The organism is Brevibacillus panacihumi (genome assembly GCF_003710985.1).
GTDB lineage: Bacteria > Bacillota > Bacilli > Brevibacillales > Brevibacillaceae > Brevibacillus > Brevibacillus panacihumi.
Genome location: NZ_RHHT01000021.1, coordinates 40649 through 63251, shown reverse-complemented (window position 1 = coordinate 63251; position 22603 = coordinate 40649). Strand labels below are relative to the sequence as shown.

The window sequence follows — 22603 nt, the reverse complement described above, 5'->3', positions numbered from 1 at the left end:
TGTTCAGTTTTCAAAGAGCAAATGCTTTTGTGAAATGTCCTTCAAACCCGTTTCGAAGTGTTACGTTGTCTTAAGGACAAGAACTAATCTATCACGTTTCCCGCTTCCGAGTCAATATGTTTTTCAAAAAAGATTTTAGGTATAGTTTTCCTCTTCTAATTTTCTACGCCGCACGTACTTGGATAGCTCAGTAGGAGAAGCGATTCTAGCATACATGCGAAATAATATGGAGTAACGCTCTTCCATCGCTCTTTTCACCAGATAATCAATCCGCTTATCGCTAAAATCAAGCAGCATTTCTTCCAATTCTCGTTTCAACAGGTATTCCAATTCCTGTACTTCCTTGGTATGAAATAAAAAACCCAGCAACAAAATCGCCCTCCGTATCACGAGTCTACCCACTATCTTTTCCAAGGTAATTCAGCCCTATTCAAAATTAAAAGCCTCCCGTTTAGGAAGGCTTTACTTATAGGGTTACTCGGCGTTATTTCAACAGCTTTATATTCGCTAATTGGTCTCCGAGGGTCGCATTGAGAATCATGGGCGTGATCGTGCTTTCCACGATCCCTGCTACCAGCAACATTACAACAACCAGCAATACTGCTGCGGGAAATTGCTTCAATGTATCATACCAATCGTTTTTGATACGTTCTGCCTTACTCGGTTGAAACAATAGGCCAATCGACCGCAATACCAGCACCCCTAATTTGATCCCGACACCAGCAGCAAGGAATACAGCGGAAAGCTCAAAGATCCCGTGCGGCAATATTCCAGCCCCGAAGACAAGCCACGGGTTGAGTCCAGCCGTACTGGCGGTAGCAAGGATAAATCCAAGCATCAAACCGTTGGCGAATAAACCGATAATCGGGAGAAGCCCGAAAAACAGTCCCATCGCCATCATCATCAAAGCACTGATCACATTATTGGTGTAGATCGCCCAGAAGGTAGCAAGTGCCCCTCCCCCATTTTCCCGAATGCGGTCGACCACTTCCTGCAGCTGGCCCAAAAGCTGTTTCACCATAGCCTCTACTGCCGCAGATTGCATATATCCAATCAACATTCCCCCGAAAAAAATCAACGCAGCTATGAGGAAATAACGTCTCTGATCCTCCCACAGTCGCTGTACATTCCCTTTCATACGCACGCTCCTCCATATCCCAATAATTCCACTATATTCATTTTACCTCACCAATAGTCGATCCACCAAAGAATATCCTTGTCTGATCCGCATAAACTGATATCGGACAAAGGAGGTGCTTATCCATGAGATATATCTTCGTCGTCAGCGCACAACGACTAAAGCAAATTTTGATTGTTGGCGCCACGCTTTTGCTGGCAGTCGTGCTGGGTTACCATGAACGAGACACCCTATCCGCCTTCTCTGAACAACCCCAAGAACAGGCGCAGGGGCCGCATGCCATCTATAAGGTCGACACCAAGGAAAAGAAGATCGCCCTTACCTTTGACATTAGCTGGGGAGAGACGCGAGCCGTGCCGATCCTCGATATCCTGAAGGAAAAGAACGTCAAGGCATCCTTTTTCCTCTCTTCTTCCTGGGCACAGCGCCATCAGGACACGGTAAAAAGGATCAAGGAGGATGGATTTGAAATCGGATCGCACGGTCATAAGCACGAATTCTACACCAAGTACTCCGATGACGAGATTCGTTCGCAAATTCGCCGTGCCGACTCCATTCTCACCGAAATGACTGGCAAGAAGCCAAGCCTGATTCGTCTACCCAACGGCGATATCGACAAACGCGTCCTGACAATTGCCAACAGCTTGGGATACACCGTTATCCAATGGGACACGGACTCACAGGATTGGACGAACCCCGGCACCGATGTCATCATCAATAACGTTCTCTCCAAAGCCCATCCTGGCGATATCGTTCTAATGCATGCCAGCGATTCCAGCAAAGAGACGCATTTGGCGCTCCCTGTCATTATCGACAAGCTTCGGAAGCAAGGATATGAATTTGTCACTGTATCCGAATTGATTTCCGGCACCCAAGTAAAAAGTCAGGAAGTAAAGTAAGCAAAAAGCTGGCCTCCAAAATGGGGTCAGCTTTCTGTTTTTAACACTCGATGCAGTTGCATCACTTGCCATACGTTGCAGAACAATAAAGGAACCAGCATGGAAAACGTCGCATGGACACCATTTTCCTTTAACGCTGGAATCCACTCCATTGCCGTCGCCACAAACATAAAAAACAGCGTCGGAACAAACGCATTCCGATTCGTCACACTTACTTTTCCATATGCGGTTGCAACCGCTACGATCAGGAGCATCGTAGGTTCAAAAAAGAACGGGAGTACCGAGCCCCCATTACCCAGTGAATTATAGCGCAGGTAAACCATATCAAAAAAGGCAAACAACACGAGGAAAATCTGGATGCTCCGCCACAATGATGCAGAGCGAATAATCGTTTTTGCAAAATAATTAATCGTCATATAGGCAAAGAAGCCCATTTGAGAAACGATACTAATCGTCATGCCATACAACAGGTACATGAGCATCCCCATAAAAAAATTGCCCATATCCCCTTCTGTCATTTTGGCCCAGTCAAAAATAATGGCGACCAGAATCCCACCAAGCCCACCAAGCAGCAAGGTAGTGATAAACAGCCAGCCATATTTGCGTAAACTCACCCGACAGCCCCTCCAATCCACATTCGCTTATGATTGTACCAATGCAAGAAAGAAAATACTAGCGTAAGAACAAAACAAAATGCACACGTTACTCATAGGCGAAAGTTAAAGAAGGAGGTGTCCACCCCATGAAGAAAATGGCTTTCCCTGCTTGGCTGCTAGTGATCGCCTGTCTGCTTCTCTCGAGCTGCTCAAGCGGACAAGGGCAAGGTTCGTCTCAGCCAGATTATAAAAGCATGAAAGACATGGTGCTGGACATATTGCAGACGGAAGAAGCCAAAAAATCCGTGGAAAAGATGATGAAGGACGAAAAGTTCAAGCAGAACATCATGTTGGATGAATCCACGGTGCGCACTACGCTGATCCAAAGCATGACCAATCCCAGCAGTCCTCACATTAAAGAGGCCTTTAAAGACCCCAAATTTGCCAGCACGCTGGCCAAGTCGATGAAAGATGAGCAAAAAAAATTGATGAAGGACCTGATGAAGGACCCTGAGTATCAAAAAGACTTAGTGACAGTCATGAAAGATCCGGAGTTTGAAAAAAACCTGATGGATTTGATGAAAAGCTCTGCCTATCGCCAGCAAACCATGACGATCATGAAGGAATCCTTGCAAAGCCCATTATTTCAAGCAGAATTAATGCAGCTTATGACGAAGGTATCCGAAGAAATGACCAAGCCAAAGGAACTGAAGTCCAAGAAAAAAGGACAAGGCGGCGGTGGTGGCGGCGGCGCTGGTGGTGGCGAAAGCGGCGGAGGAGAAGGCGGCGGATCGCAATAAAAGCAAAGGTGAGCTCAACACGAGCCCACCTTTTTTCCATCCTTATGCTTGTGTCTCACATTTCTGCGCGACACGCTTTGCCATGTCGAGATAGATCTGCCCAATTGGACTGTCCTGCTTGTAGATGGATGGGGAATAATCCGGCTCAGAGGGGTGATTTTCCGGCTGTCCGAGTGGGATCTGGGCCAGCAAATCACAAGTCAGCGTCTCAGCAAGCTTCGCGCCTCCACCGCGTCCGAACACATATTCTTTGGAACCATCCTTCGCTTCGTACCAAGCCATATTCTCGACGACACCCAGGATTTCGTGACCAGTCCGTTTGGCCATCGCTCCTGCCCGCGCCGCTACAAAAGCAGCTGTAGGATGCGGAGTGGTCACGACGATTTCCATGCTTTGCGGAATCATCGTGTGCACATCCAGTGCCATATCCCCTGTTCCTGGAGGCAAGTCCAGCAGCAAGTAGTCTAATTCTTCACCCCAGTGAACTTCTGTGAAAAAGTTGCGAAGCATTTTGCCCAGCATCGGACCACGCCAGATCACCGGTGCGTTGTCCTCGACGAAGAATCCCATCGACATGACCTTCACGTTTTGCTTTTCCACCGGAAGAATCGTCTCGCCGATGACTGTTGGACGCTGATCGATGTTCATCATATCCGGTACACTGAACCCGTAGATGTCAGCATCAATAATCCCGACCTTCTTGCCCAGACGCGCCAGCGCAACTGCCAGGTTTACCGTCACCGTAGATTTTCCAACCCCGCCTTTTCCTGACGTAATCGCGATAAAGGTCGTCGCCGAATCCTTGTCCAGGATTGGATTGAGCAAAGGCGTTTTTCCAGGCGTCATATTGTGTGTCTGATTCCCGCGCAACTGCGCGCTTAGTGCCGCTCTCTCCTCATCCGTCATCGCCCCGAATTGCAGCTTCACTTCTTCCGCTCCCAGAGCCTTCAAGGCAGAGACGACATCATCTTCAATTTTTGCTTTTAATGGACATCCCGAAATGGTCAATACCACCGTAAGACTGATGGCAGTTCCTTCGATCTGAATGTCGCGAATCATATTCAATTCAACCAGACTGCGATTAATCTCAGGATCTTTTACATCACGCAATGCTTCGAGAACCTTCTCCTTGGTTAACATGCTGATCCCCCCATCTATACTTGACTACATTTTTTGCTTCTTTACGCTTTGCGAAAGCCATGCGGGTACATTATAGCACACTCGAAACACAGGAACACCGGGGAGCACCACTTACGGTGCAGTTGGCGCTTTTTCCCCGGCGTACTGTCTTAGGATTCCCTGATAAATCGCATTTGCCATGGCTTTTTGATAATCGACGGAGCGCAGCTGTTCGGCCTCCTTGGTGTTGCTGACAAATCCGACCTCCACCAGCACTGCCGGACAAGTGACCTCCCTGATTAAAAACACCTTTTCCGTTTTGCTTGGAACCCGGTCGGTATTGCCGATTACACGCTTGATTTCATCCTGGATCAGATAAGACATCTCCTGGCTCTTTTTGAAGGCGGGTGCATAAAAGGTTTGGGCTCCGGACCATTTCGGGGATGGAATCGAATTTACATGAATGCTGATCAAAAAATCGGGAGCATGCTCATTGATAAACTTGACCCGATTTCGTATATCCTCTGACTTTCGCCTGCGATTTTGATCCGCTTCCGGGGATGCCAAATCCTTGTCCTCTTCTCTCGTCATGATGACATACGCACCGGATTGCTGAAGAAAGTCCCGCAGATACATGCTGATCGCCAGCGTCACTTCCTTTTCCACCACGCCGCCGTCAGCGGATATCGCTCCGCCATCCTTTCCTCCATGTCCCGGATCAATCGCGATCACAGTCCCGGCCAATGGCAGCGACCACGCCATCCACGAGGAGCGATCGGGTGCTTCATAGGTAAACAACACCATTAATAAAGCAAAAGCCAGTATCCAGCCTATTCCTTTACGTGTCACTGTCTACCGCCCCTTTGTCCCATTCTCGTTCCATCTTATGGACAAACGTGGACAAATATGACCGCGGGACTGATGTTTGACAAAGTTTATACTAATATAAAATAATGGAAAAAGACGGTGGGAGGGGTATGAATGGACTCGGATTTGGCTCGAAAAAGGGCGGCGCTCTCGGGAAAGGCTACTCACGTACTAGAAGCAAGAACATTGGAGTCTTCTCACAAAAGGCTGGCGGAGCTTCTTACAGAAGGACTCAACGTGCTGGACGTTGGCTGCGGCACCGGAGCGATTACCTATGGGATCGCCAAAATGATCGGTCCCGCAGGACGTGTGGTCGGTATAGACAGCAATCCAGCTCTTATAGAAAAAGCGCGCCAAACACATAATGAGATTCCCGGGCTGTCGTTTATGACTGCAGATATTTTCGATCTACCATTCAAGGAAGAATTCGATATTGTTACCTCCGCAAGAGTTCTGCAATGGCTATCCAGTCCGGCAGAGGCATTACAAAAGCTGAAAGCTGCAGCCAAACCAGGCGGTCGCATCCTGATTCTCGACTACAACCACGAGAAAATAGCGTGGGAGCCTGAACCTCCGCTCAGTATGAAATCCTTCTACTCCGCCTTTTTAAAATGGCGTTCGGATGCCGGAATGGATAACGAAATTGCTGACCATCTTCCAGAACTGTTTCACAAGCTTGGATTCGAAAACGTTTCGATAACCCCTCAACACGAGACGACAACAAAAACAGATCCGGACTTTTTGTCTCGCGTCCGCATTTGGGCAGATGTGGCTGGCAGCAGAGGACTCCAAATGGTCCAGGACGGATATGTAACGGAAGCTGAACGCGCCCGAGCCGAAATGGAATATTTGGATTGGATGGAGAAAACCGCTCAATCCCAAACCCTGTACATGCTGGCTGTTGAAGGAATCAAACCCAGGTAATTGCTCAAAAAGTAAAAACCCCTGACCGATAAAGGCCAGGGGTGAACATGCTTGTAGGCGAGCAATTAGCGCTTGGAGAATTGAGGCGCGCGACGAGCTGCTTTCAAGCCGTATTTTTTACGCTCTTTCATACGAGGATCGCGAGTCAGGAAGCCAGCGCGTTTCAGAGCGCCGCGCAATTCCGGATCTGCTTTCAGCAGAGCGCGTGCTACACCATGACGGATTGCACCAGCTTGACCAGTTGTTCCGCCACCGTTTACGTTAACCAATACATCGTAGCGACCCAGTGTTTCAGTCAAAACGAGTGGTTGTTTTACGATCAATTTCAGCGTTTCCAAACCAAAGTAAGTATCCATTTCACGTTTGTTGATCACGATGCGACCTTCACCTGGAACCAGGCGAACACGTGCTACGGAGTGCTTACGACGACCTGTACCGTAGTATTGTACTTGTGCCACGTATATTTCCTCCCTTTACCTTAACCGCGGATTTGCCAAACTTCTGGTTTTTGTGCTGCATGTGGATGCTCAGTACCAGCGTATACTTTCAGCTTGGTGAACATTTGACGTCCCAGGCTGTTTTTAGGCAGCATACCTTTTACAGCGAGTTCGAACATACGCTCTGGCTTTTTGTTCAACATGTCGCCAGCCGTAGTCTTTTTCAAACCACCTGGATACAGGGAGTGAGTGTAGTAAATTTTGTCTTGCAGCTTGTTACCAGTCAATTTCACTTTGTCAGCGTTGATGACGATTACGAAATCGCCAGCATCAACGTGAGGAGTGAATTCCGGTTTCAGTTTACCGCGCAGAATCGAAGCTACTTCGCTAGCCAGACGGCCCAGCGTTTGACCTTCTGCGTCAACGATGTACCATTTGCGCTCTACTTCGAGCGGTTTCGCCATATATGTGGTACGCATGTTTGTCCCTCCTAAATATCTTGCCTAACGCAAATGCTATAACCAAACATTCAAAAGAGAAAATTGCAAACTGTAACGGGTGAGCAACTTCTCCAGGTGTTCCATATAAATACGATCTTCTTATTTTAATTCCCGGGGCTAGAGTGGGGCTAGGCGGGGTTAAAATACCAAGGAATATCGTACTACATAGAGGTGTCAGAGTCAAGTGCCATCTCCAAGGCTAATCTTTGGAAATCTGTCCATCGTAGAAGACTTCCCACATCGTCAAGCCCTTGGCTGGCGCTGTTTTTCCAGCTCGCTCCCGATCACATGCCGCAAGAATCTCTTTTACCTCGTTCGGGTCTCTTTTTCCCTGTCCGACTTCCACCAATGTCCCGACGATAATGCGAACCATGTTGTATAAAAAACCGTTGCCCCGACAAGTCACCCACACCTCATGACCAAGGCGGTCTACGGATAAGTGATAGACGGTGCGCACCTTGTCCTCGACAAAGGTTTTGGCCGAACAAAAAGAGGTAAAGTCATGCTCCCCCACCAGATGCGAAGCCGCCTGCTGCATCGCCTCCACATCAAGCGGAAAGCGAATATGGTCGGCATACCGATGGCGAAATACGTCCGCTACCGGGTTATTGTCGATGCAGTAGCGGTACTCTTTTACCCGAACGTCAAACCGAGCGTGGAAGGACGCATCTGCCTCTTCGACCGAGCGTATGACAATCGCGTCGGGCAGTTGGTTATTCAACACAAAACGCCACTTGTCCAGCGGGATGTGGCTGGCTGTGTCAAAATGTATCACCTGGCCGCGCGCATGCACCCCGGCGTCCGTACGCCCTGACCCAAAGATCTGGATCTTTTCTCCGGTTACTCGCTCGAGAGCAGCCTCAATCTCCCCCTGGATCGTGATCTGATCCGGCTGAACCTGAAAGCCGCTGTAGTCGGTTCCGTCATATGCGACGACGCATTTGAGCCGCCTCATGTACGCCACCACCCTACCGCAAGAATCAGCAATACCGCAGCCACCGCGATCATGCTGTCACGCCAGGAAAAACGCAGCTTGTTCAGACGCGTTCTGCCTACCCCGCCACGGTATCCCCGCGCCTCCATCGCCAATGCGAGTTCCTCGGCACGCCGAAACGCGCTGACAAACAGCGGAATCGCGATCGGTATCAGATTTTTCGCTCTGCGCACCAGATTCCCGCTGGTAAAATCGGCACCTCTTGCTGTCTGAGCCTTGATGATCTTGTCCGTCTCCTCCATCAGCGTCGGGATGAAGCGCAAGGCGATTGACATCATCAATGCGATCTCATGGACAGGAACACCGATGCGGCCAAAAGGTCCGAGCAAACGCTCCAGGCCTTCTGTCAAATCCATCGGCGAGGTCGTCAACGTCAGCAAAGAGCTAAAAAGAATAAGAAGACCGAGACGTATGGAGATAAAGATGGCTTGCCGTAACCCTTGCTCCTCAATGGTGAAGCTGCCTAGCTGATAGTAGACGGTTCCGCCTTTGGTTATGAAAATATGGAGTACGACGGTAAAGAGGATCAAGAACCAGACCGGCTTCAGGCTTTTCAGGATATAGGTAAGAGAGAGCCGGGAAAGGAGAATGGAAAAAGTCGTAAAAACAATGAGGATCGAATACGTAATCGTATTGTTCGCCAAAAATACCAACGTGGCAAATACGATGATAAAAAGCAGTTTGCTCCGCGGATCTGCACGATGGAGAAACGATTGTCCCGGCACATATTGACCGATAGCGATATTCTGCAGCATGCCCTAGCACTCCTTCGGCACGGACAGTCGTTTCAACACATGAGCGATCAGCTCCTCTTCCCGATACAGGGTAGCGGGGAGGCGAGCTGTGTCCGGCAGCAATTGATTGATCCGAGAGATGAAGGAAACGGTTTGCGGCACGTCGAGAGACAATTGCCGGAGCCTGTCGGCCTGCTGGAAAACTTCCTCGGGCCTGCCTTGCATAACCACTTCTCCCCCTGCCAGTACAAGCATGAGATCCGCATAACGCGCTGCTTCCTCCATACTATGGGTTACCAGCAAGGTCGTCAGGTTCTGTTCTCGGTGAATCCGGTGAATCCCTTCGAGAATTGCCTTGCGCCCCGCGGGATCGAGACCCGCCGTAGGCTCATCCAAGACAAGCACTTTGGGTTGCATCGCCAGTACGCCTGCGATCGCAACGCGCCGCATCTGCCCGCCGCTCAGTTGAAAAGGAGATCTGTCCTTGATCCCCTCGTAGTCCAATCCGACGAGCTCCAACGCTTCTCGCGCCCGAGACTCCGCCATGCTTTGCGGCAGCTCGAAGTTGAGGGGACCAAAGCATACATCTTTGGCGACTGTCTCCTCAAACAGTTGATGCTCTGGATACTGGAATACGAGCCCGATATCCTTTCGTTTGGCAGGGGGAATGCGTTTCGTCGGAGTGATGACAACATCTCCAATCGTGATCTCTCCAGAGGTCGGAGAGAGCAGCCCATTGAGATGCTGGATCAACGTAGACTTCCCCGAACCGGTTTGGCCGATAATCCCAACGAAAGCACCAGAAGGTATTTCCAGCGATATATTTTTCAAAGCAAGCCGTTCAAATGGCGTTCCTTTGCCATACAAATGGCTTACCTGGTCAAAAGTAATCTGCATAGGTGCTCCACCAGCTCCTCTTGATGCAGTCCAAACGGGAGATCATACCCTTTCGCCACCAGTTCATGGTGCACACGTACCGCAAAAGGCACATCCAAGCCGACCTCCTGCAGCCGCTCTACCTGTGAAAAAACTTCGCCAGGCTGCCCGTCCATGAGCACCTCTCCGCGATTCATCACGATCACTCTGTCTGAATCAACCGCTTCTTCAGGAAAATGCGTGATATTGACGATGGTAATGCCTTCTTCCCGATTCAGTCTTTTCGCCAAGTGCATGACTTCCTGACGGCCCTGAGGGTCTAGCATGGCCGTAGCTTCGTCCAATATGATGACGGAAGGGCGCATCGCCATGATGCCGGCAATCGCTACACGCTGCTTTTGTCCGCCTGACAATCGATAGGGCTGGGCCAGCGCATAGTTTTCCATTCCGACAGAGTGCAGTGCCTCATCAATGCGCTTGCGCATCTCTTGAGGATCTACCCCCATATTTTCAAGGCCAAAGGCAACGTCATCCTCAACAGTTGCCCCGACTATCTGATTGTCCGGGTTTTGGAAAACCATCCCTACATGGCGGCGAATCTCCCAAATCATTTCTCCGTTCCTGGTATCTGCACCACTGACCAGAATCGTGCCGTTTTCGGGGAGAAGCAACGCGTTCATCAACTTTGCGAGAGTCGACTTTCCAGAACCGTTATGCCCTACAATAGATACAAACGATCCCTTGGAAATCGTCAAATCGACTCCCTTCAATACCTCTACCCGTTGACCTTCCTCTCCATCATAGGAAAAAGTGACATTGCGAATCGTCAGCAGGTTCTCGTTCATGGGTCAGTCACATCCCTCAACCTCATCAATCCTGGCAAGAAAGAAAAAAGAGTTGAAGCAGAGTCCAGCCTATGACCAGATCTGCCCCCACCCTTTTCGCGGTAGTTTACCAGGTCAGAGATAGAATCCCGTGCCCTTGGTCAAACGACCAGTTTACCATCTATTACACCAGCTCGATGAATGCCATAGGAGCTGCATCCCCACGACGAGGACCGGTTTTCAGGATACGAGTGTATCCACCGTTGCGCTCTTTGAAACGAGGCGCGATTTCATCAAACAGTTTTTGTACAGCATCGCGACCTTCAGCGTTCGCTACTTCTTTGCGTACAAAAGCAGCTACTTGACGACGAGCATGCAGATCTCCACGCTTCGCCAGCGTAATCATTTGCTCAGCGATTGGGCGCAGTTCTTTTGCCTTCATCTCGGTCGTTTCAATGCGCTCGTGAATGATCAGGTCCGTTACCAAGTCGCGGAACAACGCTTTACGCGCCGCACTGCGACGACCCAATTTACGGTATGCCATGTTCTTAACCTCCCTTATCACGCTGACTATGCCACGCAGATACATTGAAGCATCCACGCAGGCAAAACCAGATCTGTAGTTCCCTTAAAGGGCCCGAAGAACAAATGGTGGCCTTGGGTTCGACTCCCTAGTCGTCGCTGCGCAAAGACAAACCGAGCTCAGCCAGTTTTTCTTGCACTTCTTCCAGGGATTTGCGACCCAGATTGCGCACTTTCATCATATCTTCTTCGGTTTTCTGCGTCAGCTCTTGCACGGTGTTAATCCCTGCACGCTTCAGGCAGTTGTAGGAACGAACGGAAAGATCCAGCTCTTCGATGGTCATCTCCAAGACTTTTTCTTTCTTGTCCTCTTCCTTCTCAACCATGATTTCAGCATCTTTCGCTTCATCTGTCAGACCGACAAACAAGTTCAGATGCTCTGTCATGATTTTGGCGCCAAGACTTACGGCTTCTTCCGGACTGATGCTGCCGTTTGCCCATACCTCAAGCGTCAACTTATCATAGTTCGTCATTTGCCCGACACGGGTATTTTCGACTTGATAGTTCACACGTTTGATTGGCGTGTAGATGGAATCAATCGGAATCACGCCAATAGGCAAATCCTCCGACTTGTTTCCATCTGCTTGAACATATCCACGACCACGGCCTGCTGTCATACGAATGTGTAGTCGTCCGCCATTCGCCAACGTAGCAATATGAAGATCAGGGTTCAAGATCTCCACATCGCTGTCAGCACGGATATCTCCCGCCTTGACGATGCCCTCGCCTTCCGCATCGATTTCGATGATTTTTTCTTCATCGGAATGGATCTTCAGAGCGAGGCCTTTGATATTCAGGATGATCTCGGTCACATCTTCAACGACGCCTTCAACAGTCGAGAATTCGTGCAGAACACCATCAATTTGCACGGTACGAACTGCCGCACCTGGCAACGAAGAGAGGAGAATCCGTCTCAGAGAGTTGCCAAGAGTAGTTCCATAACCGCGCTCAAGAGGTTCCACTACGAATTTTCCGTACGAGTTGTCGTCGCTTACTTCCACAACCTCGATTTTTGGTTTTTCTATTTCTATCATTAAACAAACCCTCCTTCAAAACGTCGAAATTCTTGGGTGGGCCGCATACGTGCCCACTCAGGAATTTCCCCGGCGGTTTACCGTTTGCGTGCATGACGAGCAAATAAATCAGAATTTACCATTCTAGTATGGACATGTTCTGAACGATATAAACCAGTTACACGCGGCGACGTTTTGGTGGACGGCAACCGTTGTGCGGAATCGGTGTCACGTCTTTGATCATATTCACTTCGAGACCGGCAGCTTGCAGGGAACGGATCGCTGCTTCACGACCAGCACCTGGGCCTTTTACCGATACTTCCAGAGAGCGCATGCCATGCTCCATCGCTACGCGTGCTGCCGCTTCAGCAGCCATTTGCGCTGCAAATGGAGTGCTTTTGCGAGAGCCTTTGAAGCCGAGGGAACCAGCGCTGGACCAAGAGATTGCGTTACCATGTGGGTCAGTGATCGTAACGATGGTGTTGTTGAAAGTAGAGCGGATATGCGCTACGCCAACTTCAACATTTTTACGGTCGCGACGACGGGTACGTGTAGCTGCTTGTTTTCTTTTCGCCATGTCAGTTTACCCTCCTTTACTTCTTCTTGTTCGCTACTGTACGACGAGGACCTTTGCGCGTACGAGCATTGGTTTTGGAACGTTGGCCGCGAACAGGGAGTCCACGACGGTGACGGATACCACGGAAGCAACCGATTTCCATCAAACGTTTGATGTTCAGGGAGATCTCACGACGGAGATCGCCTTCCACCTTCACGGTTTTATCGATGTACTCACGCAGTTTGGCTACCTCGTCTTCTGTCAGATCACGGACGCGAGTGTTTACATCTACGCCAGTGGCAGCCAGAATTTTTTGAGACGTGGGGCGGCCAATACCAAAGATGTAGGTAAGAGCGACTTCCACGCGTTTTTCGCGGGGCAAGTCAACGCCAGCAATACGTGCCATGTGTAAAAAGCACCTCCTTGTTTACCCTTGTTTTTGCTTATGCTTAGGATTTTCACAAATAACCATAACGTTGCCTTTACGACGGATAACCTTGCATTTCTCGCAGATCGGTTTAACCGAAGGTCTCACTTTCATGGTTCTTGCCTCCCTTTTCTAGGGGTTTCACTTATTATTTATAGCGGTACGTAATACGTCCGCGGGTTAAGTCGTACGGCGACAGTTCAACAGTTACCTTATCCCCAGGCAGGATACGAATAAAGTGCATGCGAATCTTGCCAGAGACATGAGCAAGGATCTTGTGTCCATTCTCTAATTCTACCCGAAACATTGCGTTGGGCAAAGGTTCAATAACTGTTCCTTCCACCTCAATAACATCGTCTTTTGCCATAGTAAACTCTCCTTTCTTCTGCGCTTCAGTCGGACCATGAGTTTTGCGAAATGATCACACAACGAACTTATCGTCGACACGTTGGACGACAATCTCGGAGAAAACCGAAACCCTCGTTTACGTTCGTGTAAAAATCTCATAGCCATCTTCCGTAATCGCGATGGTGTGTTCAAAATGAGCACATGTTTTCCGATCCACTGTTACTACCGTCCAATTGTCCTCCAATGTGCGGACATAACGTTCGCCGGCATTTACCATTGGCTCAATTGCCAACACCATGCCTGGTTTCAACTGTGGACCCCGATTAGGAGGGCCGTAGTTGGGAACCTGCGGATCCTCGTGCAAGTTTTGCCCAATCCCATGCCCCACATACTCGCGAACGAGTGTGAAGCCGGCAGCTTCTGCATGAATCTGAATGGCATGTGAGATATCGGAGAGTCTGCCTCCTGGCTTCGCTTGCTCAAGTCCCTTGAACAACGATTCCTCCGTTACTCGCAGCAACTTCTGATTCTCTGAGGAAATCGTGCCGACCGGATACGTCCAAGCGGAGTCTCCATGAAAGCCTTGAAATTGGGCACCAATATCGAGGCTGATGATGTCTCCCTCTTGTAACGTCCGATTTCCTGGGATTCCGTGTACGAGTTCTTCATTGACTGAAGTACAGATACTTCCTGGAAAGCCACCGTAGCCTTTAAACGAGGGTATTGCTCCCATGCTTCTGATAAAGGTCTCGGCTATTTCGTCCAGTTGCTTCGTCGTGACACCAGGCTTGATTGCCTTGGCCAGTTCTTGATGGGTGAGTGCTACGATCCGACCAGCTTCGCGCATAACCTCAAGTTCTGCTTTCGACTTTAGGATGATCATTCGATTACCCTCGCAACAAAGACTTGATCTGTGCAAACACGACCTGGATATCTTGTTCTCCATCGATATTTCTCAGGAGTTCCTGTTTGGTGTAGTAGTCGATAAGCGGCTGAGTTTGAGCGATGTTGACGTCGAGTCGTTGTGCAACCACTTCCGGCTTGTCGTCATCACGCTGGTACAGCTTGCCGCCATCCTTGTCACACACGCCTGCCTCTTTTGGAGGATTGAACAGTGTGTGGTAGCTAGCACCACATACAGGGCAGATCCAGCGACCTGTCAAACGTTCAATCAGGGATTCCCGACGAACATTGATGTTGATCACGTGATCGATTTCGCGTCCCAACTCCCCGAGGGTAGCGGTCAGCGCTTCAGCCTGAGGAACGGTGCGCGGGAATCCATCCAATAGAAAGCCCTTTTTGCAGTCGTCCATCGAGACTCTTTCCCGCACGATCCCGATTACGACTTCATCGGGAACCAGCAGCCCTTTATCCATATAAGACTTGGCCTCGAGTCCGAGCGGCGTCTCATTTTTGACCGCAGCTCGGAACATGTCGCCAGTCGAAATGTGCGGGATGTCAAACTCTTTAACGATACGTTCTGCCTGTGTCCCTTTACCGGCACCAGGCAGCCCCATCAGAATTATATTCACGTCCATTCCCTCCGTCCCATAAAGAAAAGCTTACAGAGGCTTTTCCGAAAAAAACCAAGACATTACTTGATGAACCCTTGATAGTGGCGCTTGATCATTTGGCTTTCAATCTGCTTCATCGTATCGAGAGAAACCCCGATTACGATCAAGAGAGAAGTTCCGCCAATATAGATCGACGTCGGCAAATTGGCCAACTTGCTAAAGAAAAACGGCAAGATGGCGATCGCCATCAGGAACAATGCGCCAGCCAGAGTCAGACGGTTCAACGTACGTGTAATGTACACCTCGGTGTTTTTACCAGGACGAATACCAGGGATGTAACCGCCATTCTTCCTCATATTTTCCGCCATTTGCACAGGGTTGATCTGTACAAAGGTGTAAAAATACGTGAAACCGATGATCAGGATAGCGTACAACGCCATTCCGATTGGTTCATTCACTTGGAAGTTATGGTAGATCCAGTTGGCAAAGCCAGTACCGGAGGCATCTACCCAGAACTGAGCGATTGTCGATGGGAACATCACGAGCGAAACAGCGAAGATGACTGGAATAACACCAGCAGAGTTGATTTTCAATGGAATATGCGTGGATTGACCACCGTACATTTTCCGACCAACAACACGCTTGGCATATTGCACAGGAATCTTACGAACACCTTGCTGCATGAAGATAACCCCGACAATAAGGGCGAGAATCACCAAGACGATGATTACGACCTTTACGATACTGAAGAAAAGATTTTGAGACGGATCTGCGAATTGTGTTGCATAGATCGTACCCATTCCGGTTGGAATATGAGCCACGATACCAGCCACGATCAGGATCGAAATCCCGTTCCCAATCCCTTTCTCGGTTATCTGTTCTCCCATCCACATCATGAATGCCGTACCAGCAGTCAAGGTCAATGCAATGAGTGCATAGCTGCCAACCGATGTATCATTAAGCAATCCAGGAGCCATATTGTTGAAGCCGATTGTCATCCCGACGGATTGAATCAGCCCCAAAATAATGGTGGAGTAGCGTGTCACCGTAGCGATTTTGCGACGGCCCACTTCTCCTTCGCGCGCCCATTGCGTAAGCTTGGGCACTACGTCCATAGAAAGAAGCTGCATGATAATGGATGCTGTGATGTAAGGCATAATCCCCATTGCAAAAATCGAGAAGTTTTGCAAAGCCCCACCAGAGAAGGTGTTCAACAATCCCAACAGTTGGTTGGTGTTTTGCTGAAACAACTCGACGTTTACATTAGGAACAGGGATAAAGGTCCCGATCCGAAAGACTACCAGCATCATAAGTGTAAACAGGATCTTACGACGCAGGTCGCCAATTTTAAAAATGTTAGTCAAGGACGCTAACATTAGATCACCTCGGTTGTTCCACCGACTTGAGCGATCTTCTCAGCAGCTGCGCCAGAGAACTTGTGAGCTTTTACGGTCAGCTTCACAGTCAGTTCGCCGTTAGCAAGAACCTTCACACCATCGCGGAGTGCGCTGATAACACCTGTTGCCAGCAACAGTTCTGGTGTTACTACAGTGCCTTCCTCAAAACGGTTCAGCGCATCCAAGCTTACAATCGAGAACTCTTTACGATTGATGTTGTTGAAACCGCGCTTAGGCAGACGACGGAACAAAGGGTTTTGTCCACCCTCAAAACCGAGGCGAACGCCGCCACCGGAACGGGAATTTTGACCTTTGTGACCTTTACCAGCAGTTTTACCAGTACCGCTACCGATACCGCGACCGACGCGTTTGCGAGTGTGACGAGATCCTTCTGCAGGTTGCAGTTCGTGCAATTTCATACGTTGCACCTCCTAACTGATTGAAATGCTTTTTACGCTTCTACTTCTTTCACTTCAACCAAGTGCTTCACTTTGAAAACCATACCGCGGATCGCAGCGTTATCTTCTTTCACCACGGACGAATTGATTTTGCGAAGACCCAGTGCTTTAACCGTATCTTTTTGATCGACAGTGCGACCGATCAGGCTGCGTTTGAGGGTGATTTGCAATTTTGCCATGTTCATTCCCTCCTTATTAACCCAACAACTCGTCAACAGTCTTACCGCGCAGTTTCGCGACATCTTCCGCTGTTTTCAGACGGCCGAGGCCTTCCAGCGTAGCGTTGACCATGTTGATAGGATTGTTGGAACCAAGAGACTTACTCAGGATATCACCTACACCAGCCAGTTCGAGAACCGCACGAACAGGGCCGCCCGCGATAACACCAGTACCTGGTGCCGCAGGTTTCAGGAGTACCTTACCGGAACCGAAACGGCAGAGAACTTCGTGAGGAAGAGTTGTTCCTCTCATCGGTACGCGGATCAATTTTTTCTTCGCGTCGTCAATCGCTTTGCGAATCGCGTCTGGTACTTCTTGAGCTTTCCCCATACCGGCACCAACGTGTCCGTTACGGTCACCCACAACAACCAGGGCGCTGAAGCTCATGCGACGTCCACCTTTAACCGTCTTAGCTACGCGGTTAACGGCGACTACTTTTTCTTCGAGCTCTAATTTGCTAGGGTCGATACGCATTCCTTACCCTCCTTGTTGTTAGAATTGCAGACCAGCTTCACGAGCTGCTTCTGCCAGTGCTTTAATACGTCCATGATAGATGTAACCACCACGGTCAAAAATCACTTCAGTCGCACCTTTTTCTTGTGCACGCTTAGCGATCAGTGTGCCAACAGCCGTAGCAGCTTCCACATTAGCCCCGTTTTTCAGGCCAAGCTCTTTATCCAAAGAAGATGCAGATGCCAAAGTTACGCCAGTTGCATCGTCAATCAGTTGAGCATAGATGTGTTTCGAAGAACGGAATACGTTCAGACGAGGGCGGATAGCAGAACCAATTACCCGTTTGCGAATACGCAGGTGACGTTTTTTCCGTGCTTTGTTTTTATCAGCTTTCGTAAACATTAAGCGGCCTCCTTTCTCATGAAACTACGCGGCTTACTTACCTTTTTTACCTTCTTTACGACGAACCACTTCATCGCTGTACTTGATCCCTTTGCCTTTGTATGGCTCAGGTTTGCGAAGTGCGCGGATTTCAGCGGCGATTTGTCCAACGCGCTCTTTATTGATCCCTTTAACCACCAGTGTGGTTTGGTTAGGAACATCGATCTCAATACCTGCTTCAGGTGTCACTTCTACTGGATGGGAGAATCCGAGAGAAAGTGTGATGCCATTGCCGCTTTTCGCAGCACGGTAACCTACACCAACCAATTCCAAGGTACGAGTGAAGCCTTCCGAAACGCCTGTTACCATGTTGGCAACCAGCGCACGAGTTGTACCGTGCAGGGAGCGGTGAAGTTTGTTGTCGCTAGGACGCTCAACGATTACTTCGTTTTCAGCAATGTTGATTTTGATATCTGGGTGAAAGCTACGAACGAGTTGACCCTTAGGGCCCTTTACCGTCAGCTCAGTTCCGTTCAGAGTGAGGGTAACGCCTGCAGGTACCACGATCGGTTTTCTACCGACACGAGACATGTGGTGCACCTCCTGTGCTTTTACAATCTATGAATTACCAAACGTATGCGAGTACTTCTCCGCCAACGTGTGCTTGACGAGCTTGCTTGTCAGTCATAACGCCAGTGGAAGTAGAGATGATCGCGCAACCAAGTCCGCCCAGAACCTTAGGCACTTCTGTGTTCTTTGCATATACACGAAGGCCAGGCTTGGAGATGCGTTTCAGACCTGTGATGACGCGCTCGTTGTTTTGACCGTACTTCAGGAAAACGCGGATAATCCCTTGCTTGTTGTCTTCGACAAACTCAGCATCGCGGATGAAGCCTTCTTCTTTCAGAATGCGCGCGATTTCCTTCTTGATTTGAGACGCCGGGATCTCCACTTTCTCGTGGCGAACCATGTTGGCGTTACGAATGCGTGTCAACATATCTGCAATTGGATCAGTCATTACCATGAGAGAAAACCTCCTTCCCGTTTCAAATTACCAGCTTGCTTTTTTCACGCCTGGAATTTGACCTTTATAAGCAAGTTCACGGAAGCAAATACGGCAGAGTTTGAATTTGCGCAATACGGAGTGAGGACGTCCGCAACGCTCGCAACGAGTGTACGCGCGAACAGCAAACTTCGGCTGACGCTGTTGCTTGATGATCATTGATTTCTTTGCCACATTCTTCCCTCCTTACGAGTGGGTTTATTTACGGAATGGCATACCCATTTGAGTCAAAAGCTCACGAGCTTCCTCATCCGTTTTTGCGGAAGTGACAATTACGATGTCCATACCGCGTACTTTATCAATTTTATCGTACTCGATCTCAGGGAAGATCAGTTGTTCCTTCAGACCAAGTGTGTAGTTACCGCGACCATCGAACGCCTTGGAAGAAATTCCGCGGAAGTCACGAACACGCGGCAGAGAAACGTTCATCAACTTGTCGAGGAAGTGGTACATACGCTCGCCGCGCAGGGTTACCTTTGCACCGATCGGCATACCTTCACGCAATTTGAAACCAGCGATGGATTTCTTTGCGCGAGTTACTACAGGTTTTTGACCAGAGATAATGGACAGGTCTTCCACTGCAGTATCCAAGGCTTTAGCGTTAGCAACAGCTTCGCCAACACCCATGTTGATGATGATTTTCTCTACTTTTGGTACTTGCATGATGGAAGTGTAGTTAAACTTGCTCATCAGAGCAGGTACGATTTCCTTCGCATACTTTTCTTTCAATCTTACTGCCATCTAGAACGTCCTCCTTTCCGACCTGACTACTTGTCGATTACTTCGCCAGATTTTTTCGCATACCGAACTTTCTTGCCGTTATCCAATACTTTGTAACCGATGCGAGTTGCTGTGCCGGACTTCGGATCGATCAAAGATACGTTGGAAACGTGAATCGGTGCTTCTTGAGTAACAATGCCGCCTTGCGGATTTGCTTGAGACGGACGGCTGTGTTTTTTCACGAGGTTGATACCTTCAACCAGAACGCGATCTTTCTTAGGAAAGGCAGCGAGAACGCGACCTTTTTTCCCTTTGTCCTTGCCCGCATTTACGATAACAGTGTCGCCTTTTTTAACGTGCATCGCTTGGTGCACCTCCTATCGAACAAACTACCTGGTTATAAACGTTCAATTAGATAACCTCTGGAGCAAGAGAGATGATCTTCATGAAATCCTTGTCGCGGAGCTCACGAGCCACAGGTCCAAAGATACGGGTACCACGAGGGGATTGATCTTCTTTGATGACAACTGCTGCATTTTCATCAAAACGGATGTAAGAACCGTCTGGACGGCGAACGCCACTCACTGTACGTACTACAACCGCTTTAACTACTTGACCTTTCTTGACAACGCCGCCGGGTGTAGCGGATTTAACGGAGCATACAATAACATCACCGATGTTCGCCGTTTTGCGACCGGAACCACCCAGTACCTTGATGCACATGAGTTCCTTTGCACCGGAGTTGTCAGCAACAGCCAATCTCGTCTGAGTTTGGATCATTTACTGTTCCTCCTTTCGGAATTGATATCCGAAAATCTAACTTATACGATTACTGCCTCTTCGACGATACGTACCAAGCGGAAACGCTTGTCTTTGGACAATGGACGGGTTTCCATCAATTCCACGATGTCGCCCACTTTTGCCGTGTTGTTTTCGTCGTGAGCCTTGAACTTTTTGGAGTATTTCACACGCTTGCCGTACAAAGTATGCTTCTTGTAAGTTTCAACAAGAACCACGATGGTTTTATCCATTTTGTCGGAAACGACGCGACCTACAACGGAACGACGCATATTGCGATCTGCGGTCATCGTTCAAACCTCCTTCCTCAAATTAGCCGATTCCCAATTCTCTCTGGCGCAGGATGGTTTTCGCACGTGCAATATCCTTGCGCACTTGTTTGATGCGAGACGTGGTTTCGAGTTGACCCGTAGCCAACTGGAAACGAAGGTTGAACAACTCTTCTTTCAAAGAAGCGACGTTTTGTTCGATCTCGGCAGTGGTCAAATTACGGAACTCATTAGCCTTCATGTGCGTCACCACCCACTTCTTCACGCTTCACGAATTTGCACTTGATTGGCAGTTTGTGCATAGCCAGGCGCATAGCTTCGCGAGCGACTTCTTCAGGTACGCCAGCAAGTTCAAACATGATCTTGCCTGGTTTCACTACCGCTACCCATTTCTCAGGAGAACCTTTACCGGAACCCATCCGTACTTCGAGCGGTTTTTGTGTTACTGGTTTATCTGGGAAGATTTTGATCCATACTTTACCGCCACGCTTGATATAACGTGTCATCGCGATACGGGCAGCCTCGATTTGACGGTTGGTTACCCAGGATGGTTCTACTGCTTGCAATCCGTATTCACCGAACGCAATTGTGGTACCACCTTTTGCGTTACCGGCCATTTTTCCACGGTGTTGTTTACGGTGTTTCACGCGTCTTGGCGTCAACATGATTACTTGCCTCCTTCCTCAGTAGCGACGTTCTTTCTCGCTGGAAGGACTTCTCCACGGTAGATCCACACTTTTACACCGATGCGACCATAAGTGGTATGTGCTTCTGCAGTACCGTAGTCGATGTCAGCGCGCAATGTGTGAAGCGGAACAGTACCTTCACTGTAGCCTTCAGAACGAGCGATGTCAGCTCCGCCCAGACGACCGCTTACCAAGGTTTTGATACCTTTCGCACCAGCGCGCAGCGTACGAGTGATCGATTGCTTTTGCGCACGACGGAAAGAAATGCGGTTTTCCAATTGGCGTGCGATATTTTCAGCTACCAGAGTAGCATCCAGGTCAGGACGTTTTACTTCGTTGATATTGATATGAACGCGTTTGCCGGTCAGATCAGTCAAGGATTTGCGCAGAACTTCGACCTCTGCCCCACCTTTACCAATTACCATTCCAGGCTTAGCGGTGTGAATCGTTACGTTCACGCGATTTGCAGCGCGTTCGATTTCGATCGTGGATACAGCAGCATCTTTCAGACGCCCTTTTACAAACTTGCGGATTTTCAAGTCTTCGTGCAACAGGGTTGCGAAGTCCTTGTCAGCGTACCATTTGGACTCCCAGTCGCGAATGACACCGATCCGAAGACCTACCGGGCTTACCTTTTGACCCACACGTAATCCCTCCTTATTTCTCGTTTAGTACCACTGTGATGTGGCTTGTGCGTTTATGGATGCGGCTAGCGCGACCCATAGCGCGCGGACGGAAACGCTTCAACGTAGGACCTTGGTCTACGAAGATTTTGCTCACTACCAGGCTGTTTGGATCCAGCTCGTAGTTGTGCTCAGCGTTTGCAATAGCCGACTTCAAGAGCTTTTCTACAACAGGAGATGCAGCCTTTGGCGTGTGCTTCAGGATCGCCAACGCTTCACCTACTTGCTTGCCTCTGATCAAGTCAACCACCAGGCGGACTTTACGAGACGCGATGCGAATATTGCGAGCAACTGCTTTTGCTTCCATCTTTGTACCTCCTCTCTGTCA

General features: G+C 49.2%; 38 protein-coding genes. 3 read left to right on the top strand and 35 right to left on the bottom strand.

Annotated elements, in window-relative coordinates:
* Positions 1-135: 135 nt before the first annotated feature.
* A complete protein-coding gene (locus tag EDM58_RS10610; RefSeq protein ID WP_031306168.1) occupies positions 136-369 on the bottom strand; it encodes a hypothetical protein in 234 nt (77 codons plus the stop codon).
* Positions 370-484: 115 nt separating this feature from the next.
* Positions 485-1138, bottom strand: coding sequence for a stage II sporulation protein M (locus EDM58_RS10605; protein WP_122913306.1), 654 nt, complete (start codon positions 1136-1138; stop codon positions 485-487).
* 125 nt (positions 1139-1263) lie between these two features.
* On the opposite strand from EDM58_RS10605, the gene pdaB reads away from it, so the two are divergent.
* Positions 1264-2037 carry a polysaccharide deacetylase family sporulation protein PdaB gene (pdaB, locus tag EDM58_RS10600; protein WP_122913305.1) on the top strand — a complete coding sequence of 258 codons (774 nt, stop codon included), beginning with the start codon at positions 1264-1266 and terminating at the stop codon, positions 2035-2037.
* A gap of 26 nt (positions 2038-2063) precedes the next feature.
* On the opposite strand, the gene EDM58_RS10595 is transcribed toward pdaB, so the two are convergent.
* On the bottom strand, positions 2064-2651 hold the full coding sequence (locus EDM58_RS10595) for a KinB-signaling pathway activation protein (RefSeq protein ID WP_122913304.1): 588 nt from the start codon (positions 2649-2651) through the stop codon (positions 2064-2066).
* Between the two features lie 128 nt (positions 2652-2779).
* Between EDM58_RS10595 and gerD the strand changes: the two genes are divergently transcribed.
* On the top strand, positions 2780-3433 hold the full coding sequence (gene gerD / locus EDM58_RS10590; RefSeq protein WP_122913303.1) for a spore germination lipoprotein GerD: 654 nt from the start codon (positions 2780-2782) through the stop codon (positions 3431-3433).
* 42 nt (positions 3434-3475) lie between these two features.
* Here gerD and EDM58_RS10585 read toward each other — a convergent pair whose 3' ends face one another.
* Positions 3476-4573, bottom strand: coding sequence for a P-loop NTPase (locus tag EDM58_RS10585; RefSeq protein WP_122913302.1), 1098 nt, complete (start codon positions 4571-4573; stop codon positions 3476-3478).
* Between the two features lie 111 nt (positions 4574-4684).
* Positions 4685-5401, bottom strand: coding sequence for an N-acetylmuramoyl-L-alanine amidase CwlD (cwlD, locus tag EDM58_RS10580; RefSeq protein WP_122913301.1), 717 nt, complete (start codon positions 5399-5401; stop codon positions 4685-4687).
* Positions 5402-5533: 132 nt separating this feature from the next.
* Here cwlD and EDM58_RS10575 point away from each other — a divergent pair, with 132 nt between their 5' ends.
* Positions 5534-6343: a class I SAM-dependent methyltransferase gene (locus EDM58_RS10575; RefSeq protein WP_122913300.1), complete on the top strand. Its 810-nt coding sequence runs from the start codon at positions 5534-5536 to the stop codon at positions 6341-6343.
* Positions 6344-6408: 65 nt separating this feature from the next.
* On the opposite strand, the gene rpsI is transcribed toward EDM58_RS10575, so the two are convergent.
* From rpsI to rplV, 30 genes are all read right to left on the bottom strand, one after another.
* Positions 6409-6801 carry a 30S ribosomal protein S9 gene (gene rpsI / locus EDM58_RS10570; protein WP_005828788.1) on the bottom strand — a complete coding sequence of 131 codons (393 nt, stop codon included), beginning with the start codon at positions 6799-6801 and terminating at the stop codon, positions 6409-6411.
* A 20-nt stretch (positions 6802-6821) separates the two neighbouring features.
* Positions 6822-7259 carry a 50S ribosomal protein L13 gene (gene rplM, locus EDM58_RS10565; protein ID WP_122913299.1) on the bottom strand — a complete coding sequence of 146 codons (438 nt, stop codon included), beginning with the start codon at positions 7257-7259 and terminating at the stop codon, positions 6822-6824.
* A gap of 220 nt (positions 7260-7479) precedes the next feature.
* Entirely contained in the window at positions 7480-8235 is a 756-nt protein-coding gene (gene truA, locus EDM58_RS10560; protein WP_122913298.1) for a tRNA pseudouridine(38-40) synthase TruA, read from the bottom strand.
* On the bottom strand, positions 8232-9029 hold the full coding sequence (locus tag EDM58_RS10555; RefSeq protein ID WP_122913297.1) for an energy-coupling factor transporter transmembrane component T family protein: 798 nt from the start codon (positions 9027-9029) through the stop codon (positions 8232-8234). Before EDM58_RS10555 ends, truA begins: the two co-directional genes overlap by 4 nt.
* Before the next feature lie 3 nt (positions 9030-9032).
* Complete coding sequence (locus tag EDM58_RS10550; protein WP_122913311.1) at positions 9033-9905, bottom strand: energy-coupling factor transporter ATPase; 873 nt, start codon at positions 9903-9905, stop codon at positions 9033-9035.
* Positions 9881-10729 (bottom strand): energy-coupling factor transporter ATPase, encoded by an 849-nt coding sequence (locus tag EDM58_RS10545; RefSeq protein ID WP_122913296.1) that lies wholly within the window; start codon positions 10727-10729, stop codon positions 9881-9883. Before EDM58_RS10545 ends, EDM58_RS10550 begins: the two co-directional genes overlap by 25 nt.
* Before the next feature lie 163 nt (positions 10730-10892).
* On the bottom strand, positions 10893-11252 hold the full coding sequence (gene rplQ, locus EDM58_RS10540) for a 50S ribosomal protein L17 (protein ID WP_023558716.1): 360 nt from the start codon (positions 11250-11252) through the stop codon (positions 10893-10895).
* A 127-nt stretch (positions 11253-11379) separates the two neighbouring features.
* Complete coding sequence (locus EDM58_RS10535; RefSeq protein WP_023558717.1) at positions 11380-12324, bottom strand: DNA-directed RNA polymerase subunit alpha; 945 nt, start codon at positions 12322-12324, stop codon at positions 11380-11382.
* Between the two features lie 157 nt (positions 12325-12481).
* A complete protein-coding gene (gene rpsK, locus EDM58_RS10530; RefSeq protein WP_023558718.1) occupies positions 12482-12880 on the bottom strand; it encodes a 30S ribosomal protein S11 in 399 nt (132 codons plus the stop codon).
* 16 nt (positions 12881-12896) lie between these two features.
* A complete protein-coding gene (gene rpsM, locus EDM58_RS10525; RefSeq protein ID WP_122913295.1) occupies positions 12897-13265 on the bottom strand; it encodes a 30S ribosomal protein S13 in 369 nt (122 codons plus the stop codon).
* A 21-nt stretch (positions 13266-13286) separates the two neighbouring features.
* Positions 13287-13400, bottom strand: a complete 114-nt coding sequence (gene rpmJ / locus EDM58_RS10520; RefSeq protein ID WP_003333770.1) for a 50S ribosomal protein L36 — start codon at positions 13398-13400, stop codon at positions 13287-13289.
* Positions 13401-13434: 34 nt separating this feature from the next.
* Entirely contained in the window at positions 13435-13653 is a 219-nt protein-coding gene (gene infA / locus EDM58_RS10515) for a translation initiation factor IF-1 (RefSeq protein ID WP_023558720.1), read from the bottom strand.
* A 117-nt stretch (positions 13654-13770) separates the two neighbouring features.
* The gene (map, locus tag EDM58_RS10510) at positions 13771-14517 is read right to left on the bottom strand and encodes a type I methionyl aminopeptidase (protein ID WP_122913294.1); all 747 of its coding nucleotides are present in this window, start codon (positions 14515-14517) and stop codon (positions 13771-13773) included.
* 4 nt (positions 14518-14521) lie between these two features.
* Positions 14522-15166, bottom strand: coding sequence for an adenylate kinase (locus EDM58_RS10505; RefSeq protein ID WP_122913293.1), 645 nt, complete (start codon positions 15164-15166; stop codon positions 14522-14524).
* A gap of 62 nt (positions 15167-15228) precedes the next feature.
* Entirely contained in the window at positions 15229-16524 is a 1296-nt protein-coding gene (gene secY, locus EDM58_RS10500; protein ID WP_122913292.1) for a preprotein translocase subunit SecY, read from the bottom strand.
* Positions 16524-16964 (bottom strand): 50S ribosomal protein L15, encoded by a 441-nt coding sequence (gene rplO / locus EDM58_RS10495; RefSeq protein ID WP_122913291.1) that lies wholly within the window; start codon positions 16962-16964, stop codon positions 16524-16526. Before rplO ends, secY begins: the two co-directional genes overlap by 1 nt.
* Positions 16965-16996: 32 nt before the next feature.
* Positions 16997-17182 (bottom strand): 50S ribosomal protein L30, encoded by a 186-nt coding sequence (gene rpmD, locus EDM58_RS10490; RefSeq protein WP_023558725.1) that lies wholly within the window; start codon positions 17180-17182, stop codon positions 16997-16999.
* 16 nt (positions 17183-17198) lie between these two features.
* Positions 17199-17696 (bottom strand): 30S ribosomal protein S5, encoded by a 498-nt coding sequence (rpsE, locus tag EDM58_RS10485; RefSeq protein ID WP_023558726.1) that lies wholly within the window; start codon positions 17694-17696, stop codon positions 17199-17201.
* Between the two features lie 18 nt (positions 17697-17714).
* On the bottom strand, positions 17715-18077 hold the full coding sequence (gene rplR, locus EDM58_RS10480) for a 50S ribosomal protein L18 (protein ID WP_023558727.1): 363 nt from the start codon (positions 18075-18077) through the stop codon (positions 17715-17717).
* A gap of 33 nt (positions 18078-18110) precedes the next feature.
* Positions 18111-18647, bottom strand: coding sequence for a 50S ribosomal protein L6 (gene rplF / locus EDM58_RS10475; protein WP_023558728.1), 537 nt, complete (start codon positions 18645-18647; stop codon positions 18111-18113).
* A 34-nt stretch (positions 18648-18681) separates the two neighbouring features.
* Positions 18682-19080 carry a 30S ribosomal protein S8 gene (gene rpsH, locus EDM58_RS10470; RefSeq protein ID WP_023558729.1) on the bottom strand — a complete coding sequence of 133 codons (399 nt, stop codon included), beginning with the start codon at positions 19078-19080 and terminating at the stop codon, positions 18682-18684.
* 27 nt (positions 19081-19107) lie between these two features.
* Entirely contained in the window at positions 19108-19293 is a 186-nt protein-coding gene (locus EDM58_RS10465) for a type Z 30S ribosomal protein S14 (RefSeq protein ID WP_005828830.1), read from the bottom strand.
* 24 nt (positions 19294-19317) lie between these two features.
* Entirely contained in the window at positions 19318-19860 is a 543-nt protein-coding gene (gene rplE / locus EDM58_RS10460; RefSeq protein ID WP_122913290.1) for a 50S ribosomal protein L5, read from the bottom strand.
* 26 nt (positions 19861-19886) lie between these two features.
* A complete protein-coding gene (gene rplX / locus EDM58_RS10455) occupies positions 19887-20201 on the bottom strand; it encodes a 50S ribosomal protein L24 (RefSeq protein ID WP_023558731.1) in 315 nt (104 codons plus the stop codon).
* Between the two features lie 49 nt (positions 20202-20250).
* On the bottom strand, positions 20251-20619 hold the full coding sequence (gene rplN, locus EDM58_RS10450; protein ID WP_023558732.1) for a 50S ribosomal protein L14: 369 nt from the start codon (positions 20617-20619) through the stop codon (positions 20251-20253).
* Positions 20620-20660: 41 nt separating this feature from the next.
* Positions 20661-20927: a 30S ribosomal protein S17 gene (rpsQ, locus tag EDM58_RS10445; protein WP_023558733.1), complete on the bottom strand. Its 267-nt coding sequence runs from the start codon at positions 20925-20927 to the stop codon at positions 20661-20663.
* Between the two features lie 22 nt (positions 20928-20949).
* Positions 20950-21147, bottom strand: coding sequence for a 50S ribosomal protein L29 (rpmC, locus tag EDM58_RS10440; RefSeq protein WP_005828838.1), 198 nt, complete (start codon positions 21145-21147; stop codon positions 20950-20952).
* Positions 21137-21571: a 50S ribosomal protein L16 gene (gene rplP / locus EDM58_RS10435; protein WP_023558734.1), complete on the bottom strand. Its 435-nt coding sequence runs from the start codon at positions 21569-21571 to the stop codon at positions 21137-21139. Before rplP ends, rpmC begins: the two co-directional genes overlap by 11 nt.
* Positions 21572-21573: 2 nt before the next feature.
* Positions 21574-22236, bottom strand: coding sequence for a 30S ribosomal protein S3 (gene rpsC, locus EDM58_RS10430; RefSeq protein WP_122913289.1), 663 nt, complete (start codon positions 22234-22236; stop codon positions 21574-21576).
* A gap of 13 nt (positions 22237-22249) precedes the next feature.
* Entirely contained in the window at positions 22250-22582 is a 333-nt protein-coding gene (gene rplV / locus EDM58_RS10425) for a 50S ribosomal protein L22 (protein WP_023558735.1), read from the bottom strand.
* Positions 22583-22603 lie beyond the last annotated feature (21 nt).